This window comes from Pseudarthrobacter sp. fls2-241-R2A-168 (assembly GCF_030209335.1).
Taxonomy (GTDB): Bacteria; Actinomycetota; Actinomycetes; order Actinomycetales; family Micrococcaceae; genus Arthrobacter.
Map to the genome: position 1 here is coordinate 36716 of NZ_JARVSG010000026.1, position 16962 is coordinate 53677.

Consider the following 16962-nt stretch of genomic DNA (forward strand, 5'->3'; position numbering starts at 1 on the left):
TTCCTTCCGGGCCTGTCCACATAGCCTGTTAACCGTGTGGTGCTGCAGGGCCTGACGTCAGATGCTTAGCGGGTGAGTCGCAAAGTCACGGGCCCAGCCTGCGCACCATGGAACGTCCGGCTCGATCCGGACCTCATGCCGTCCGCCGAGCGGCCCGCCAGGCACCGGTCGGACCACCGGAGCGCGTTGCTGCGCCTGGTGGACCAGGCTGAAGGCGCTTTTGGCGATCTCCTGGCGCTGTTGGTTCCGGTGGACTGTGTGTGCTGCGGAGCCGAAGACCGTGCGCTGTGTGTTCCGTGCGACCGCAACATCCGCCGGCTGACGCGCCAGCCTTTCCGCGCTGAACAAGGAGCTCCCGCCCTGATGGACGTCGGCGGGACGGTGCTGCTGCCGGTGGTGGCTGCCGGCGTGTACAGGGAGGAGCTGGCGCAGGCTCTCCTGTCTTTCAAACGGCACGGCCAGCATGGGCTTGGGAAAAGCCTGGGCCGGGCGCTCGGCGGGGCTGTCCGGACAGCTGCGGCTGGTATGCAGGAGACCTGCCTGGTGCCAGTGCCCACCAGCAACGCAGCCTTCATGAAGCGTGGCTTCAGCCCGGTCCACCTGCTCCTGCGGAGGGTGCCACGGCAGCTCCCGGAGCTTCCCGTGCTGAACGTGCTGGAAAAAAGCGGTGCCGGAATTTTTCAGCTGCCCGGAGGCCAAAAAGGCCTGGACCGCGGCGGCCGTGCCAGGCGGGTGCGGGGGTCCATGCGTGTCCGCCGGCGCGCCCCGGCGCAGCTGGCCGGACGCCGCTGCATCATTGTCGACGACGTCCTGACCACAGGTGCAACCCTTTCGGAAGCTGCGCGGGCACTGCACTCTGCAGGCGCCGTCGTGGCAGGCGCGGTGGTCCTCGCCGCGACACGCCCGCCGGACTCCGCAGCACCTGGCGCCGCATCCGCTGAACCCCGCAGGGAGGGGCATGACTTAGAAAAAAATAAACCACGAAAGGATGAATAACCGATGGCTATGAACTAACGTCGGTGGTGGGTACCAAGAACAGAATGTACCTGTCGATGGCGGCTCGGAAAGGGGCTCGACTGTCAATCAGATCGGCCCAGCGAAGTGCTGCCGTCGTGTCACCGAAGTCATTTGGAGGGCACCATGGAGTTTATGATCAGCGGACGAAATCTGACAGTCTCAGACCGGTTCCGCGAATATGCCGGAGAGAAGATCTCAAAGATCGAGTCGCTGGGTGACAAGGTCCAGCGGGTTGATGCAAAAGTTTCAAAGGAGACCAGCTCACGGCAGACCGGCGACCAGCTGACTGTTGAAGTGACAGTATTGGGCAGGGGGCCGGTGATCCGTGCCGAAGCAAGTGCCGCTGATAAATTCGCTGCATTCGACCTCGCATACAACAAGCTGCTCGAGCGGCTCCGCCGCGCCAAGGACCGCAAGAAGGTCCACCACGGACGCCACACCCCCAAAGCAGTCCGTGAAGCCACCGCCACGCTGGAACCCGCCAGCGCCCACGAACCGATTTATGTCGAGGCGAGCCACCGGACCGAAACCGCGCCGGCCCCCGCAGAGAAATCTCCCTACGATGTCGATAACGACATTCCGGCCGGCGATTCCCCGGTCCTGATCAGGCGCAAGGTTTTCCCTGCCGCGTCGCTTTCGCTCGATGATGCCGTGGACAACATGGAACTTGTCGGCCACGATTTCTACCTTTTCGTGGATAAGGCCACGAATACACCCTCTGTTGTGTACCGGCGCCGCGGCTGGACTTACGGGGTTATCACCCTGGACCACGAATGCGAACCGGGCGACACCGTGGTTGAAGAAAAAATCCTCGCGTACCGTTCTGACGACGCTGCAGCCAACGCCTAGGGTGGTAATCACCATCCACAGAGAGGACTGATGTGCCGACGCTGAGCCTGGACCAGGCCCGGCGGATCGCATTGGCAGCACAGGGACTCGACAAAGGACGGCCCGCCGGCCCCGTGACATCACGGACGGTGGGCCGGACTTTTGCCCGGCTCCAGCTGGTCCAGATCGATTCCGTCAATGTCCTTGCCCGGAGCCACTTCCTTCCTTTCTTCTCCCGACTGGGGAATTACGACCGCACCATCCTCCAGCGGATGTCAGCCACACATCCGCGGCGCATGGTGGAGTACTGGGCACACGAAGCCAGCTACATCCGGCCGGAGCACTTCGCCGACCTGCGACTGTGGCAGAAACGTTCCTGGGTGGGGGCCCACAGCATGGATCCGGCCCTGCTCGCCACTATCTCCGGCAGGATCCTGGAAACGCTCGCAACGGCGAGGCCGCTGACTGCCGCCCAGATCGCCGACCGCATCGGCCACGTGGAGGAAAAACAGAACGCCAACTGGGGCTGGAACTGGAGCGCGGTCAAGAGGGTACTGGAGCATCTGTTTGAGGAGGGCGTTGTTTCAGCCGCCTCCAGGACGGAGCAATTCGAGCGGAGGTACACGCTCACTGCGAAGGTGCTGCCGGAACTTCCTGGCAGGGAACCGGGGGAACGCGACCTCGAGCCGGCCCTGCACCGGCTGATCGATGCCGCCGCGCAAGCCCACGGCATCGGCACCGTGCGGTGTTTCGCTGATTATTTCCGCACGCCGGTCAAGGCCGCAGCGGCAGCAGTAAACCATCTCGTGGACTCGGGCAGGCTGGTGCCTGTGACGGTGGCCGGCTGGAACCGTGAAGTGTTCCTTCACACCGAAGCCAGGCTGCCGCGGCGTGCGACAGGCCGGGCACTGTTGAGCCCGTTCGATTCCCTGGTTTTTGAACGGCGCCGGCTCGAGGAGCTGTTCGGCTTCCACTACCGCATAGAGATCTACACTCCCGAACCCAAAAGGCGGTATGGATACTACGTCCTGCCCTTCCTCCTGCGCGACAGGATTGTGGCACGGGTGGACCTCAAGGCTGACCGCGCAGGCGGGAAGCTGCTGGTTCGATCCGCTTATGCCGAGCCTGGTGCCCCGCCGGATACCGCCGTCGAACTCGCTGCAGAGCTTCGCTTGATGGCGGACTGGCTGGGACTGCCGGGCATGGAGATCTGCCCGCGGGGCGACCTTGCCGGCGAACTCGCCGACGCGGTGGCAGGCGGATTGGTTGCTCCGCTCTGAGGGAAAACACCCAGCGGTCCGGTGTCTCTCCCGTAGACTAAAAACGCCAGAATTCGGCGGCAACGACTGGGAGCATCTTCACGTGGCATCACTTATCGAAAAACTTCTCCGCACGGGTGACAAAAAAACCCTGCGGCAACTGCGGAACTATGCCGACTCCATCAATGCCCTGGAAGACTCATTCAAGACGTTCACGGATGCCGAACTCCGCGAGGAAACGGACCGCCTGCGCGAACGCCACCAGGACGGCGAGAAGCTTGACGACCTGCTTCCGGAGGCCTTCGCCGCGGTCCGGGAAGCGTCCTCACGAACCTTAGGCATGCGCCACTTCGATGTCCAGCTGATGGGCGGCGCCGCGCTGCACCTTGGCAACATCGCGGAAATGAAAACCGGTGAAGGCAAGACCCTGGTGGCAACTGCTCCCGCCTACCTCAATGCGCTCACCGGCAAGGGTGTCCACGTGGTCACTGTGAACGACTACCTGGCCGAATACCAGTCCGACCTTATGGGCCGCGTGTACCGTTTCCTTGGCCTCACCAGCGGCTGCATCCTGTCGAACCAGGATCCCTCGGTCCGGCGCCAGCAGTACGCCGCCGACATCACGTACGGCACCAACAACGAATTCGGCTTCGACTACCTCCGCGACAACATGGCGTGGGACAAAGCCGAACTGGTCCAGCGCGGGCACCATTTCGCCATCGTTGACGAAGTGGACTCCATCCTCATTGACGAGGCCAGGACACCGCTGATCATCTCCGGTCCGGCGCAGGGCGACACCAACCGCTGGTACAGCGAATTCGCCAAGGTGGTCCTGCGGCTGCAGCCGGAGAAGGACTACGAGGTCGACGAAAAGAAGCGCACGGTCGGCGTCCTGGAAAGCGGCATCGAGAAAGTCGAGGACTACCTCGGGGTCGAGAACCTCTACGAGTCCGCCAACACGCCCCTGATCGGGTTCCTCAACAACGCCATCAAGGCCAAGGAACTGTTCAAGCGGGACAAGGACTACGTCATCCTCGACGGCGAGGTCCTGATCGTGGACGAGCACACCGGCCGTATCCTTGCCGGCCGCCGCTACAACGAGGGCATGCACCAGGCCATCGAGGCCAAAGAAGGCGTCGAGATCAAGGCCGAAAACCAGACCCTGGCCACGGTGACGCTGCAGAACTACTTCCGCATGTACCACAAGCTCTCGGGCATGACCGGTACTGCCGAGACCGAGGCCGCGGAATTCATGGGCACCTACAAGCTTGGCGTGGTGCCCATCCCCACCAACCGGGACATGCAGCGGATCGACCAGCCGGACCTGGTATTCAAGAACGAGACCGTCAAGTTCGACGCCGTCGTTAAGGACATCGCGGAGCGGCACGAAAAGGGACAGCCTGTGCTCGTGGGAACCACCAGCGTCGAGAAGAGCGAATATCTGTCCCGGCTCCTCGGCAAGGAAGGCATCCGCCACGAGGTCCTGAACGCGAAGAACCACGCACGCGAAGCTGCCATCGTGGCCCAGGCCGGACGCAAAGGCGCCGTCACCGTGGCAACCAACATGGCCGGCCGCGGTACCGACATCATGCTCGGCGGCAACGCCGAATTCACTGCGGTGGCCGAGTTGGCGAAGCGCGGGCTTGATCCGGAAGAGAACTCTGAGGACTACGAGTCCGCCTGGCCAGAGGCATTGGAAGCTGCAAAGCAGTCCGTCAAGGACGAACACGAGGAAGTGCTGAACCTCGGCGGCCTGTACGTTCTGGGTACCGAGCGGCACGAATCACGCCGCATCGACAACCAGCTCCGCGGCCGTTCCGGCCGCCAGGGTGACCCCGGCGAGTCCAGGTTCTACCTCTCGCTGACGGACGACCTGATGCGCCTGTTCAACTCCGGCGCTGCGGAACGGCTGATGAACAGCTCGGTGCCGGACGACGTCGCCCTGGAATCCAAGCTTGTCTCGCGGGCCATCGCCTCCGCGCAGGGCCAGGTGGAGGGCCGCAATGCTGAGCAGCGCAAAAACGTCCTAAAGTACGACGACGTCCTCAACCGCCAGCGCGAAGCCATCTACGGCGACCGCCGCCGCATCCTTGAAGGCGATGATCTGCACGAAAAGGTGCAGTACTTCGTGGAGGACACCATCACGGCGCTCATTGACGCTGCGACTGCCGAAGGCAACGGCGACGACTGGGATTTCCACCAGCTCTGGACCAACCTCAAGACGCTTTACCCGGTCAGTGTCACCCCGGAGGAGATCATCGAGGAAGCCGGCGGAAAGTCCAGGCTTACTGTTGAGATGCTGAAGGAAGAGCTGCTGTCCGACGCTCGCCTGGTCTACCAGGCCCGGGAAGAGGCGATTGGCTCCGAAAGCATGCGCGAGCTGGAGCGCCGGGTTGTGCTGTCAGTTATCGGCCGTAAGTGGCAGGAACACCTTTATGAGATGGACTACCTCAAGGAGGGAATCGGACTGCGGGCCATGGCCCAGCGCGATCCGCTCGTTGAGTACCAGCGTGAGGGCTTCGCCATGTTCCAGAGCATGATGGAGGCCATCCGCGAGGAAAGCGTGGGTTTCCTGTTCAACCTGGAAGTGGAAGTCACCCCCGCCCAGGATGTGGTGGTTGCCGACGCCGAGGGCGGGCACACCGAGCACGTCGAGCCGCAGGTGCGCGCCGCCGGCCTGGAAGCGCCGGCGCAGCCGGCCCAGCTGCAGTACACCGCACCGAGCGAAAGCGGCGGAACGCAGACCCGCGTGGAGACGCGGCAGTCCGGCCGTTCTGGAAACCCGGCCAAGGCAGCTGCGCAGGATGCAGCCAAGCGTCCCGCAAAGAAGAAGAAGCGTTAGCCGCGGGCTGAGTGAGCCGGCGGGCAATGAGAAATACGGAGCAGGGCCGGGAATGCGATTCCCGGCCCTGCTCCAGTTCCAGCCCAGTTCGGTTTCGCTCAGAGGCATGATGCCCTCAGCCAATGACAAGCTCAGTGACCCGCCATACCTGCTTGCTCCGTTCCAGGCGGACAGCGACAGCCCGGGCACGGACGTCGTCCACCACCACGGCGCTCGCTTCATAAATCCCCTCAGCCACTTCGCAAACGCGTACCGAACGGACCACGGAATTTCTGTGCAGCCGCGCCAACGCAGGATTGTTCGTCCGGGCGACTTCGCGTCTTATCAGGCAGGCACGGTGTTGCAGCGCTGACAGGCACCGCGGATCGAGGCGACGGGCCAGCTGGTGTATGGGGCGGATTCCCGCCAGCACTTCCATGGCTGCCTGCACCGTCCCGCGGGTGACTGCGCGGACCTCGGACAGGTCATCAACGGCCCGCAATCCGGAAGGAGCCCCGGCTTGGTTTGGCGTTAAGTCCCGGGTGCGGCCCGGGATATTCTCAGCCCTTCCAGATTGCTGGCCGGCTCTGATCGGAGTCACTGCAGTCATTGCTTTCCCCTTAATTGGCGGCCGGGATCCTTCAGAGCCCAGCCCGTAGTTATGCCGCGGTTGGCGGCTGAAGGATTTGTCCCGGAAGCAGCACATCCGGATTCAGGCCGATAACTGAACGGTTGGCCTCGTACCATCGGGGCCATGCCATGGCGATCTCCACGTCGGTTGCCTCCGGCCCCATCGCGAATGCGGTGATGTCCCACAGGGTGTCGCCGGCCAGCACTGTCACGGTCTCCGTGCCGGCATCACTGGAGTTGCGCGCAGCCGGCGCCGCCAGCAACCCTGGGCTGACCACAGGGGCTGCAGGCTGCCAGCCCGGCTCGAAATCGGATGGAGGAAATGCCTTGTCCCTCACAGCTTCTTCAAGCGGCGGAAGCTCCAGAGCCCCGTCGGCTCCGCTTCCGGCAAAGGTTGACGGGTCGGTGACGTTTCCGGGACCCGCCGGAGCGGACGAAACGAGGTCCTGTGTGGGAGCCCATTCCGGTCCCGGAACCGTCGCAGCCGCGTTCGCCGATGGGCCGGCCACCAGCTGGACGGACAGCGCAGCAAGTACAAGCCGTTGCATAAACGCAGGCGACAGCCGGCGCGTGACCGCAGCAGCGCGGATTTTTCCGCCCCGGTCAAGGACCGCGGTGGCTCCGGCCAGGAGCAGGGACAGAATCCACCAACCCACCAGAATGGCTCCGCCCGCAGCTGCCGCCGCGCCCAGCAGGTCCTCCGCGTGGAGTTCCTGGCGCTGTGCCGAGGAATCCTGCCAGTGCTCCAGCAGGCCGGCCCCCACCAAGCACAGCAGGCCACCCAGCAGGAGTATTGCTGCCGCGCAAAGGGTATCCGTCCAGGTAGTAGCTTCTGCTTGCTTTGGCATATCTGTCCTTGTTTGATGCAGTTTGGTGTTGTTTGATGCAACAAGCCTTAGTTTGCCTCGGTTATTCTTCCTTTGTCCAGACGTTGGAGAGAAAAAAGTTCCTGCGTTGACCGGGCGGTGGAGCGGCCCTACGCTTGCCGAATGCGCTGGGATGCACTCTTCAATGACCTGGAAAGCCAATTCACCGAGGCGGACAGGCTGGCGCTCGACGCGGAAATTAATGAGCGGGCCAGGGCAGAGATGGTCAGCCTGGAACTCGCGGACCGTCTGCGCGGGGTGTTGGGTTGCCGGCTTACGGTTTATCTTGCGTCAGGGGAGTCTTTTTCAGGCATGCTCGTGCACGCTGGCGGCGATGCCCTGGTTCTTAATGAAGGACAGCACCAAACTCTTATTCCGTATGCAGCGGCTGCACGGTACATGGGGCTGGGCAGGTTCTCGACCACGGAGACGTCATCGGTCCGGCGAAAATTGGGGCTTTCCCATGCCCTGCGCAGCATGGCCAGGGACCGTGCGGTACTCTCGGTCCTTGTCGGGAGTACTTCAGGGTCTGCGCGGCTGGCTGGGGTTATCGACCGTGTCGGCAAGGACTATCTCGACCTTGCCGTTGTTAACCCCGGTGAGGTGCGGCGCAGCCATCAGGTCAGCCACGTTGACACCATTCCCTTTGCTGCCCTGGCAGCCATTACGTCGCCTCGTACAGCCGACTGAGTGCCAGATGTCCCGGACGGCAACGGCCGCCGGCCACGTCAAACCGACTTGGACTTGGACTCCTGGATCATGCGGCTCGCCTCGGCATAGCGTTCCTCGATGTACTGCTCAAGCATTTTTTCCTCGACGCGCCACTGGCCGCGGCCGCCCACCTGGATGGCTTTGAGCTCGCCGCTGCGCACCAGGGCGTACGCAGCCGGGGAATTGATCTGGAGCTGTTCCGCGACATCTGCGAGCGTAAGAAACCTGGGCATGGACCTATTTTGCCACCGCAAGGTGCATTTTGCTGGCGTTATCCACAATTTGATCTTGTTTGAATTTATGACTTTCGTTCCCGGGCCCCTGCGGTAACAATGGGGAGTCCGGGCACACCGCGCAGTCCCGGTGCACATTGGGGGGAGAAAAGGTAATGGTTCCTGAGTCATCTGCTGCGGCTGCCAGGCTGAAACGACCTTCCTGGAAGGACCCCCGCCTGCTGGCAGGTGTCCTCCTGGTGCTGGCGTCCGTGGCAGGCGTCGTTTTTCTCGTGGACAGCGCGGACCGGACCACGGAGGTCTACGCTGCCAGGGACGGCATTGCCGTGGGTGAAAAGCTGACGTCGGAGAATGTCGTCCGGGCCAAGGTGAGGCTGGGTGAGACTGAATCCCAGTACATCACCGCCGAGTCGGGGTTGCCGGAAGGCGTTGTTGCCGTCCAACGGATCGGCAAGGACCAACTTGTGCCCAGGGCCAGCCTGGGCGCAGTGGATGAGCTTGACCGCAAGCCGGTTGCCCTCACCATTGAAGAAACGTTGCCCGCCCAGGCGGTCCCGGGCGCCAGGGTGGATGTCTGGGTGGCCCAGCCTGATGCGCGGAATGGGTTCAGTGAGCCGAAGCTTTTGTTGCCTGGCGCTGAGATTGCTGAGGTCACGGAGGGCACTACAACCCTGGGATCCTCCCGGACCATGGTGTTGATGGTTCTCGTCGAAGACACCCAGATGCCCGCCCTGCTCGGTGCGCAAGCCAACGAAGCGAAAATTTCCGTTGTCTGGAATCCAGGGGGCGGCACTCGATGAGCATTCCCGTCGTCACTGTTGGCCAGAGCCGCGAGGACCTGGTCGGCGGGCTGGAACGCCTGCATGGACCCGTGACGGTAGTGCGCAGGTGTACTGAACTCACCGAACTGCTGGCAGCGTGCCAGAGCGGACTGGCGCGCGCTGCGGTAGTAGCGGACGGCTCGGAGGATCTCACCGCCTCTCTCGTGGACCGGCTGGGCGCTGTGGGCGTAGCCGTCATCGCCCTGACCGACTCGGCCGAGGAAGCCGCCAGGCTGCGGGGGATAGGAGTGGCCTCAGCCCTGACCGGGGTGGAATCGGCGGTGCTGTCGGAAAGGATCGCCGAGGCGGTGGCGCTGCTGACCGGGGGCGGGCGCGTTGGAGCCTACCGCAGCGCCGCTGCCGATCCTGGTGCTGCCCTCGCCCCCGTTGAGCTGGACACGCAAAGGAGTCCCGATGAGCCGGGGCCCGGCGAGATCATCGCGGTCTGGGGCCCGGCAGGATCGCCGGGCCGGACAACCCTTGCCGCCAACATTGCCGGTGAACTGGCCGCTGAGGGAAAATCGGTCCTCCTCGTGGACGCTGACAGTTATGGGGCGAGCGTTGCTGCGGTGCTGGGCCTGATGGACGAATCGGCCGGCCTGGCCCAGGCCTGCCGGCTGGCCGACCAAGGCTTGCTGGACAGCCAGGCCTTGAAGAAGGTGGCCACTCCCGTTGCCACGAAACTGGGCTCTTTTCGCGTACTGACCGGCATTACCCGCGCGGACCGATGGACGGAGCTCCGGGCACCGGCCCTTGCCTTGGTGCTGGAGCGTGCCAGGCAGATCGCAGAGGTTGTTGTGGTGGACACTGGCTTCTGCCTGGAAGCCGATGAGGAATTGAGTTTCGACACCATGGCTCCCCGGCGGAACGCAGCCACCCTGCGTTCGCTTGAGCTCGCGGACACCGTCTATGCGGTCGGTGCAGCGGATCCTGTGGGTGTGCCACGGCTTGTGCGCGGCCTTGCCGAGCTTGAGGAGGCGGTGCCGCAGGCCGCGCCCGTCGTCGTGATGAATAAAGTCCGATCCTCCTCGGTGGGTCGGGGCCCTGAGCGCCAACTGCGGGACGCCTGGGCACGCTACGGCCCGGCGTCGGAACTCAAGGCCTTCCTGCCCCACGACGCCGCGGCGGCCGATTCCGCGCTGCTTGGTGGTTCGCTGTTGCTGGAGGTGGCGCCGGATTCTCCGCTTCGTCGCGCCATCGCCGAACTCGTTTGTGCACCTGTCCAGCAAAAAACGAGAACCTCTGTATTTTCTTCCACAGCACGGCGGAAACTAAAGGACTAGGCTCGCCGTAAGAGCTGCGACGATGCAGCGAAGACTTGTGATGGAGGCGTTTGTCGATGTCGTCTGGATCCAGCGTGGAGGATCAGCCCCTTTCCATTGAAGGCCATGAAGGCTTTCTCGGGGACTACTATGAGCACCTGGCTGACGAGGACGCCCGGAGCTACACCGTGGATCTGCTGACCGCCAGGGCGGAGGGGCACCGCAACGTGGCTTCCATCAGGAAGCCGGGCCAGGCGAACATCGCCATCCATGATGAGGAAGACAGCAGCGTGGTCTTCGTAGTCACCGATGACATGCCGTTCCTCGTCGATTCCGTCAACGCGGAACTCGTCCGCCAGCACGCGGCCATCAGGCTGGTGGTACACCCGCTGTTCGTTGCGGCCCGCAACAGGGAAACCGGCGCGCTGGTGAAGGTCAACAAAGTCCCCTCCCATATCGGCATTTCCAGCGGTGACACCGCCGCCATGCCCAGCCTGTCCCATCTCATTGCACAGGGTGAGAGCGCCTCTTATATGGAGTCGTGGATCGCCGTCGAGATCAACCGTGTCTCCGATGAAGTCAAAGCCTCACTCCTGGAAGGCTTGCAGCGTGTACTGAACGACGTCCGGGCCGCGGTTGAAGACTGGCCCAAGATGCGCCAGAAGGCGCTGGAGATCGCAGAGAACCTGGACAAGGTGGCCAACCCGGCCCAGATCGCCGAGCTGCGCCAGGCTCAGGACCTCCTGCACTGGCTCGATGACGGCAACTTTACTTTCCTCGGCTACCGGGAATACGACCTCGTCAACGTGGACGGGGAAGATGTGCTGGAACTGCGCGAAGACAGCGGCCTGGGGCTGTTGCGCGCATCCGCTGACTCACCGCACATCCAGCACCTGACCGACACCGGCAGGAAAAAGGCACGTGAAAAGCGTGCCCTTGTCATCACAAAGGCCAATTCGCGTTCCACCGTCCACCGGTCGGCATACCTTGACTACATCGGAATAAAGAGTTTTGATGCCGCAGGCAATGTTAATGGGGAGCAGCGCTTCATCGGCCTCTTCGCTACCAGTGCCTACACGGGGTCCGTCCGCAACATTCCCATCGTCCGGGAAAAGGTCGACGACGTCCTAAGCAGTGCCGGCTTCCCGCCGGACTCGCACTCCGGCAAAGACCTCCTGGGCATCCTGGAAACATACCCGAGGGACGAACTCTTCCAGATCGAAGTTCCGGACCTCGCTGCCACGGCCCTGGGCATCCAGAAACTGCAGGAACGCCGGCGCACCCGGCTCTTCCTGCGTCCCGACATCTATGGCCGCTTTATGTCCGCGGTCGTCTACCTTCCCCGGGACAGGTACACCACCAACGTCCGGCTCCGGATCGAGCAGGAACTGCGCGAAACCTTCCAGGCCGTCTCCATCGACTACGAGGCGCGCATGACGGAGTCCGCCCTCGCCCGGCTCTTCTTCCGCATCCGCCTGCCCAAGGGTGCCGACGTCAGCCATGTCAACACGGAGGAACTGGAAAAGCGGCTCGTGCTGGCCGCCCGCTCCTGGAGCGAAGGCATCGCTGAAGTCCTGCGCGAAGGCCGGGACGTCGGTGAGGCCAAGGAGCTGGCGGCCATCTGGTCGGAAGCCTTTCCTGCGAGCTACCGGGTGGACTATGAAGTTGAGGACGCCCTCGAGGACATCGCCCGTTTCGAAAAATACGGTGCGGCCGCGGAACGTACGGCAGGCGCCAAGCAGGAACGCCCCGGCGTCCATGTCTACCTTCCCGAAGGGGCAGGGGCAACGCTTGAGGAGGACGCCCGGGTCAAGCTCTACATGCTGGAGCCAAAGAGTTTGAGCCAGATCCTGCCCTTCTTCCACAACCTTGGCCTGGAGGTGCTCGACGAGCGCCCGTTCGAGATCGAAACCGCGGACCGGCGGGACTTCTTCCTGTACGACCTCGGCCTGAAATACCCGGCGGGTGTGGATCCGGTGGCCACCAATGAGCTTCTTGCCGATTCCTTCGGTGCCGCGGTGACCGGCGCTGCCGAGTCTGACGCGTTTGACAGGCTGGTCCTCCGGGAGGGACTGCAGTGGCGCCAGATCACTGTGCTGCGCGCTTACGCCCGGTACATGCGCCAGATGGGCAACAGCAATTCCTTCGGATTCATGGCTGACACGCTGCTCGCCAACCCGGACGTCACCAGGGGCCTCAGCGCGCTCTTCGCCGCCCGCTTCGATCCATCGCTAAGCGAAGAGCAGCGGGTTGAGGCCCAGGCATCCGTGCGTACAGAACTGGCGGAGGCCATCGAAAAGGTGGCCACGCTGGATGCGGACCGCGTCCTGCGGACCTTCCTCAACCTGATCGAATCGACGCTCCGGACCAACTTCTACCAGTACAAGCCGCACCTGAGCTTCAAGCTTGATCCCTCACAGATCAAGGGGCTGCCCTTCCCGCGCCCCATGTTCGAAATCTGGGTCTACGCCCCCCGCGTCGAGGGCGTCCACCTTCGATTCGGCAAGGTGGCCCGCGGCGGCCTGCGCTGGTCCGACCGGCGCGAGGACTTCCGCACCGAAGTCCTTGGCCTGGTGAAAGCGCAGACGGTCAAGAACGCCGTCATCGTGCCTACCGGGGCCAAGGGCGGCTTCTTCGCCAAACAGCTCCCGGATCCCACGGTGGACCGCTCCGCGTGGATGGCCGAAGGCATCGAAAGCTACAAGACGTTCATCCGCGGCCTGCTCGACCTCACTGACAACCTCCTGACGGAGGGCGGCGACGAGCGGCTCGTGCCGCCGTCGGACCTTGTACGGCACGACGGCGACGATTCCTACCTCGTGGTGGCGGCGGACAAGGGAACCGCGACCTTCTCGGACATCGCGAACGGGCTGGCCGCCGAATACGGCTTCTGGCTCGGAGACGCTTTTGCCTCCGGCGGCTCGGTGGGCTACGACCACAAGGCTATGGGCATTACCGCCCGCGGGGCCTGGGAATCAGTGAAGCGCCACTTCAGCGAGCTGGACCTGGACACGCAGACCCAGCCGTTCAGCGTGGTGGGTGTAGGAGATATGTCCGGTGACGTGTTCGGTAACGGCATGCTCCTCTCAAGGCACATCAGGCTCATCGCGGCATTTGACCACCGCCACGTCTTCCTCGACCCCAATCCGGATGAGGAGACCTCGTTCGTGGAGCGGCAGCGGTTGTTCGAGCTGCCCAGGTCTTCGTGGGATGACTACAACAAGTCCCTCATCAGCGAAGGCGGCGGGGTGTTCCCGCGCCAGGCGAAGTCGATTCCGGTGTCGGCGCAGGTGCGGGCTGCCCTGGGACTTCCCGCGGACACCACTGAACTCAGCCCGCCCGAACTCCTCCGCGCCATCCTGCTGGCACCTGCCGACCTGCTGTACAACGGCGGAATCGGAACCTACGTCAAGGCGAGCACCGAATCCAACGCCGCGGTGGGGGACAAAGCCAACGACGCCATCCGGGTGGACGGCAAGGACCTGCGCGTCAAGGTGGTGGGTGAAGGCGGAAACCTCGGCATGACGCAGCGCGGCCGAATTGAGGCCGCACTGCAGGGAGTTATCCTCAACACCGATGCCATCGACAACTCCGCCGGCGTTGACTGCTCGGACCACGAGGTCAACATCAAGATCTTCGTGGACCGCATGGTCGCTGCAGGGAAGCTGTCCGCCGAAGAGCGCGCCGGTTTCCTTGCATCGATGACCGATGAGGTGGGCCGCCTCGTCCTTGAGGACAACATCGACCAGAACATCCTGCTGCTGAACGACCGTACCCGGGTGGCCGAGTGGAGCCCGAGCTACGAGCGCCTGATGGACTGGCTGGAGAAGAAGGCCGACCTGAACCGGGAACTGGAGGCGCTGCCCACCACAGCGGAGCTGCATGAACGGCTGCAGCAGGGCCAGGGCCTGACCTCTCCGGAACTGTCGGTGCTGGCCGCGTACGCCAAAATCGAGCTGGCCTCAGCGCTGCGGGACAGCGACCTGGCCGACGACCCGTGGTTCCGGAAGACGCTGCGGGCCTACTTCCCGGAGCAGCTGCGGGACCGCTTCGATGCGGAGCTGGATACCCATCCGCTGCGCCGCGAGATCATCGCCACGATAGTGGCCAACGACATGATCAACCTTGGCGGCATCACGTTCGCGTTCCGGACCATGGAAGAAACATCGGCCTCTGAAGTTGCGGTAGCCAAGGCCTTCGTTGCCCTGCGTGAGGTCTACGAGCTCGATGCGATGGTGGAGGAGCTGAACAGCCTGCCGGCGTCGTTCCCCACCGAGCACTGGAGCGCAGTCCACCTGGACATCCGGCGGCTGCTGGACCGGGCAGTGCGGTGGTTGCTGGGACAGGGCAGCGTGTCCAGGCCTATCGCCGACGTTGTGGAGGAATTCAAGCCCCTTGTCGACCCGATGCGGGCCCGCCTGCTGGATTACCTGCGCGGGGACGACCGGGACAGGGTGGCCGGCTGGCTTTCCACGGCCCGCGAGTGGGAGCTTCCCGAGGGGCTGGCACTGCGCTGGGCGGAGCTGTTCGAGAGCTTTGTGCTGCTGGACATCGCGAAGATCGCGAGGGTTCGCAGGAATCCTGTGGAGGAGATCGCGGCGGTCTACTACACCGTTTTCAACCGGTTCCACGCTGACTCGCTCCTGGAGCGGATCAGCAGCCTGCCGCGGCAGGACCGGTGGCAGGCGCTGGCCAGGGCTGCCTTGCGCGATGATTTGTATTCCACAGTCTCGGACATTACGACGGCGGTGCTGGACGCCACCGCTGCGGCCGATTCACCGGAGGCGCGGCTCAAGGACTGGGAGGCGCAGAACGCCGAGCAGTTGGGCCGCGCGAAGAGCATGTTCGATGAGGTCAATGCCCTCGAGGCCGACGATATGGCCTCACTGTCGGTAGCATTGAGGCTCTTGAGGTCAATCGTCCGACGCTAGCCGGTGCTGCGTCGCAAATGGAGGTGCAGTGGCAATCTTTACGGACCCTATCAGGGAACATGCTGATTTCGGGCCGGGCGATGCCGAATGGCTGCACCTCCTGGTGGGGGACTGGCAGATGGTCGCGGACCTGGCGTTCGCCGACCTGGCGCTCTGGTTCCCCCACCCTGACCACGGGTATGTGGCGCTGGCTCACGTCCGGCCTTCCACCACACATACGGTGTTCCATGGCGACTTCGTGGGCGAACCCATCCGCTCGGACCTCCAGCCGCTGGTGGACAAGGCATGGAACAGCCGCTCCATCGAGCGCTCCAGCGAAACCAACTGGAGCAGCGAAATGGCGCTCCGGGTGGAAGCCGTCCCCATGGTCCGGAACGGGCGGACCCTGGCCGTTGTCACCACGCACATGGACCTTTCCAGTTCGCGCATGCCCTCCAGGCTTGAACTGACCTACAGGCAGTGCGCCTACGACCTGCTGCGGATGGGGACCTTGGGGCTGTGGCCGGACTTCGCCTCGCCCACGGGTTCCCGCCGCGGCGCACCACGGGTTGGAGACGGGCTCATCAGGCTGGACGCCGAGGGCATGGTGCAGTACGCCAGCCCGAACGGCGTGTCCGCTTTCCGGCGTCTCGGTGACGGGGAGTCCCTGGAGGGGCGCTCCCTGGCCGAGGTCACCGCCAGCCTGCTGAAGGACCGCCGCATGGTGGACGAAACCTTGCCCCTGGTAGTAACCGGACGGATGCCGTGGCGCAGCGAGATCGAGTCCCGCGGCGTAAGCCTGTCACTGCGGGCCATCCCGCTGCGTGATGAGCAGCAGCGCTTCGGCGCGCTGGTCCTCTGCCGCGACGTTTCCGAGCTTCGGCGGCGCGAGATGGAGCTGGTGACAAAGGACGCCACCATCCGCGAAATCCACCACCGGGTCAAGAACAACCTGCAGACGGTGGCCGCGCTGTTGCGCATGCAGTCCCGCCGGATGGTGAGCGATGAGGCGAAGCAGGGGCTCGAACAGGCGATGCGCCGGGTAGCAACTATCGCCCTGGTTCACGAAACCCTGTCCCAGGGCCTGACGCAGAGTGTCGACTTTGACGAGCTGATCGGGCGGCAGTTCAGGCTTTCCGCGGAAGTGGCGTCGCCGTCCCAGCAGGTCCGGACCGAGCGTTCGGGCATGTTCGGTGAACTGCCGAGTGATTTTGCCACGCCGCTGGCGCTGGTGATCAATGAACTCGTCACCAATGCTGTGGAGCATGGCCTGGAGGGGCGGACCGGGACTGTCTGGCTGCTGGCCGACCGTTCCGAAGGCGACGACGGCGAGGAACTCACCGTGACCATTGCCGACGACGGGGTGGGACTTCCTGATACTCCTCATGTTGAGGGCCTCGGTTTGCAGATCGTGCGGACGCTGGTCACCAGCGAGCTGGGCGGGAGCATCCAGTGGCTTCCCCGTGAAGGCGGCGGCACCGCCGTGCAGATCCGGCTGATCCTTCCGGCCAAGTAGCAGGAGACAGCAGAAGGCCCTGGCGGCAACCTTTGCGGGTTGCGGCCAGGGCCTTCTCGTTAAGCTTTTTCAGCCAGCCGTTGTGCCT

General features: G+C 63.8%; 12 protein-coding genes. 9 read left to right on the forward strand and 3 right to left on the reverse strand.

The window, feature by feature from the left end:
• Positions 1–135 precede the first annotated feature (135 nt).
• From QRN11_RS14695 to secA, 4 genes are all read left to right on the forward strand, one after another.
• The gene (locus tag QRN11_RS14695; RefSeq protein WP_285313408.1) at positions 136–996 is read left to right on the forward strand and encodes a ComF family protein; all 861 of its coding nucleotides are present in this window, start codon (positions 136–138) and stop codon (positions 994–996) included.
• 144 nt (positions 997–1140) lie between these two features.
• Entirely contained in the window at positions 1141–1866 is a 726-nt protein-coding gene (hpf, locus tag QRN11_RS14700; protein WP_091415531.1) for a ribosome hibernation-promoting factor, HPF/YfiA family, read from the forward strand.
• A 32-nt stretch (positions 1867–1898) separates the two neighbouring features.
• Complete coding sequence (locus QRN11_RS14705; protein WP_285313350.1) at positions 1899–3125, forward strand: winged helix-turn-helix domain-containing protein; 1227 nt, start codon at positions 1899–1901, stop codon at positions 3123–3125.
• Between the two features lie 82 nt (positions 3126–3207).
• Positions 3208–5946, forward strand: a complete 2739-nt coding sequence (secA, locus tag QRN11_RS14710; RefSeq protein WP_091415537.1) for a preprotein translocase subunit SecA — start codon at positions 3208–3210, stop codon at positions 5944–5946.
• 115 nt (positions 5947–6061) lie between these two features.
• Here the strand turns inward: secA and QRN11_RS14715 are convergent, their stop codons facing one another.
• Positions 6062–6427, reverse strand: a complete 366-nt coding sequence (locus QRN11_RS14715; protein WP_220126153.1) for an Rv3235 family protein — start codon at positions 6425–6427, stop codon at positions 6062–6064.
• A 157-nt stretch (positions 6428–6584) separates the two neighbouring features.
• Complete coding sequence (locus QRN11_RS14720) at positions 6585–7403, reverse strand: LysM peptidoglycan-binding domain-containing protein (protein WP_285313351.1); 819 nt, start codon at positions 7401–7403, stop codon at positions 6585–6587.
• Positions 7404–7544: 141 nt separating this feature from the next.
• Here QRN11_RS14720 and QRN11_RS14725 point away from each other — a divergent pair, with 141 nt between their 5' ends.
• The gene (locus QRN11_RS14725; RefSeq protein WP_285313352.1) at positions 7545–8111 is read left to right on the forward strand and encodes a hypothetical protein; all 567 of its coding nucleotides are present in this window, start codon (positions 7545–7547) and stop codon (positions 8109–8111) included.
• A 38-nt stretch (positions 8112–8149) separates the two neighbouring features.
• Here QRN11_RS14725 and QRN11_RS14730 read toward each other — a convergent pair whose 3' ends face one another.
• Positions 8150–8365 (reverse strand): helix-turn-helix domain-containing protein, encoded by a 216-nt coding sequence (locus QRN11_RS14730; RefSeq protein ID WP_045729765.1) that lies wholly within the window; start codon positions 8363–8365, stop codon positions 8150–8152.
• Positions 8366–8520: 155 nt separating this feature from the next.
• Between QRN11_RS14730 and QRN11_RS14735 the strand changes: the two genes are divergently transcribed.
• From QRN11_RS14735 to QRN11_RS14750, 4 genes are read left to right on the forward strand one after another with little or no spacing between them, the layout of a single operon-like run.
• On the forward strand, positions 8521–9165 hold the full coding sequence (locus QRN11_RS14735) for a hypothetical protein (protein ID WP_285313353.1): 645 nt from the start codon (positions 8521–8523) through the stop codon (positions 9163–9165).
• A complete protein-coding gene (locus QRN11_RS14740) occupies positions 9162–10469 on the forward strand; it encodes a CpaE/TadZ family protein (protein ID WP_285313354.1) in 1308 nt (435 codons plus the stop codon). The genes QRN11_RS14735 and QRN11_RS14740 overlap by 4 nt, the downstream gene beginning before the upstream one ends.
• 56 nt (positions 10470–10525) lie before the next feature.
• Complete coding sequence (locus tag QRN11_RS14745; RefSeq protein WP_285313355.1) at positions 10526–15379, forward strand: NAD-glutamate dehydrogenase; 4854 nt, start codon at positions 10526–10528, stop codon at positions 15377–15379.
• A 28-nt stretch (positions 15380–15407) separates the two neighbouring features.
• Complete coding sequence (locus QRN11_RS14750; protein ID WP_091415555.1) at positions 15408–16874, forward strand: sensor histidine kinase; 1467 nt, start codon at positions 15408–15410, stop codon at positions 16872–16874.
• Positions 16875–16962 lie beyond the last annotated feature (88 nt).

Excerpts from the sequence above, each read along its gene's own strand:
- QRN11_RS14745 (WP_285313355.1), top strand. The coding sequence starts at position 10,526 with ATGTCGTCTGGATCCAGCGTGGAGGATCAGCCCCTTTCCATTGAAGGC.
- QRN11_RS14735 (WP_285313353.1), top strand. The coding sequence starts at position 8,521 with ATGGTTCCTGAGTCATCTGCTGCGGCTGCCAGGCTGAAACGACCTTCC.
- QRN11_RS14720 (WP_285313351.1), bottom strand. The coding sequence starts at position 7,403 with ATGCCAAAGCAAGCAGAAGCTACTACCTGGACGGATACCCTTTGCGCG.
- QRN11_RS14730 (WP_045729765.1), bottom strand. The coding sequence starts at position 8,365 with ATGCCCAGGTTTCTTACGCTCGCAGATGTCGCGGAACAGCTCCAGATC.
- QRN11_RS14695 (WP_285313408.1), top strand. The coding sequence starts at position 136 with ATGCCGTCCGCCGAGCGGCCCGCCAGGCACCGGTCGGACCACCGGAGC.
- hpf (WP_091415531.1), top strand. The coding sequence starts at position 1,141 with ATGGAGTTTATGATCAGCGGACGAAATCTGACAGTCTCAGACCGGTTC.
- QRN11_RS14725 (WP_285313352.1), top strand. The coding sequence starts at position 7,545 with ATGCGCTGGGATGCACTCTTCAATGACCTGGAAAGCCAATTCACCGAG.
- QRN11_RS14740 (WP_285313354.1), top strand. The coding sequence starts at position 9,162 with ATGAGCATTCCCGTCGTCACTGTTGGCCAGAGCCGCGAGGACCTGGTC.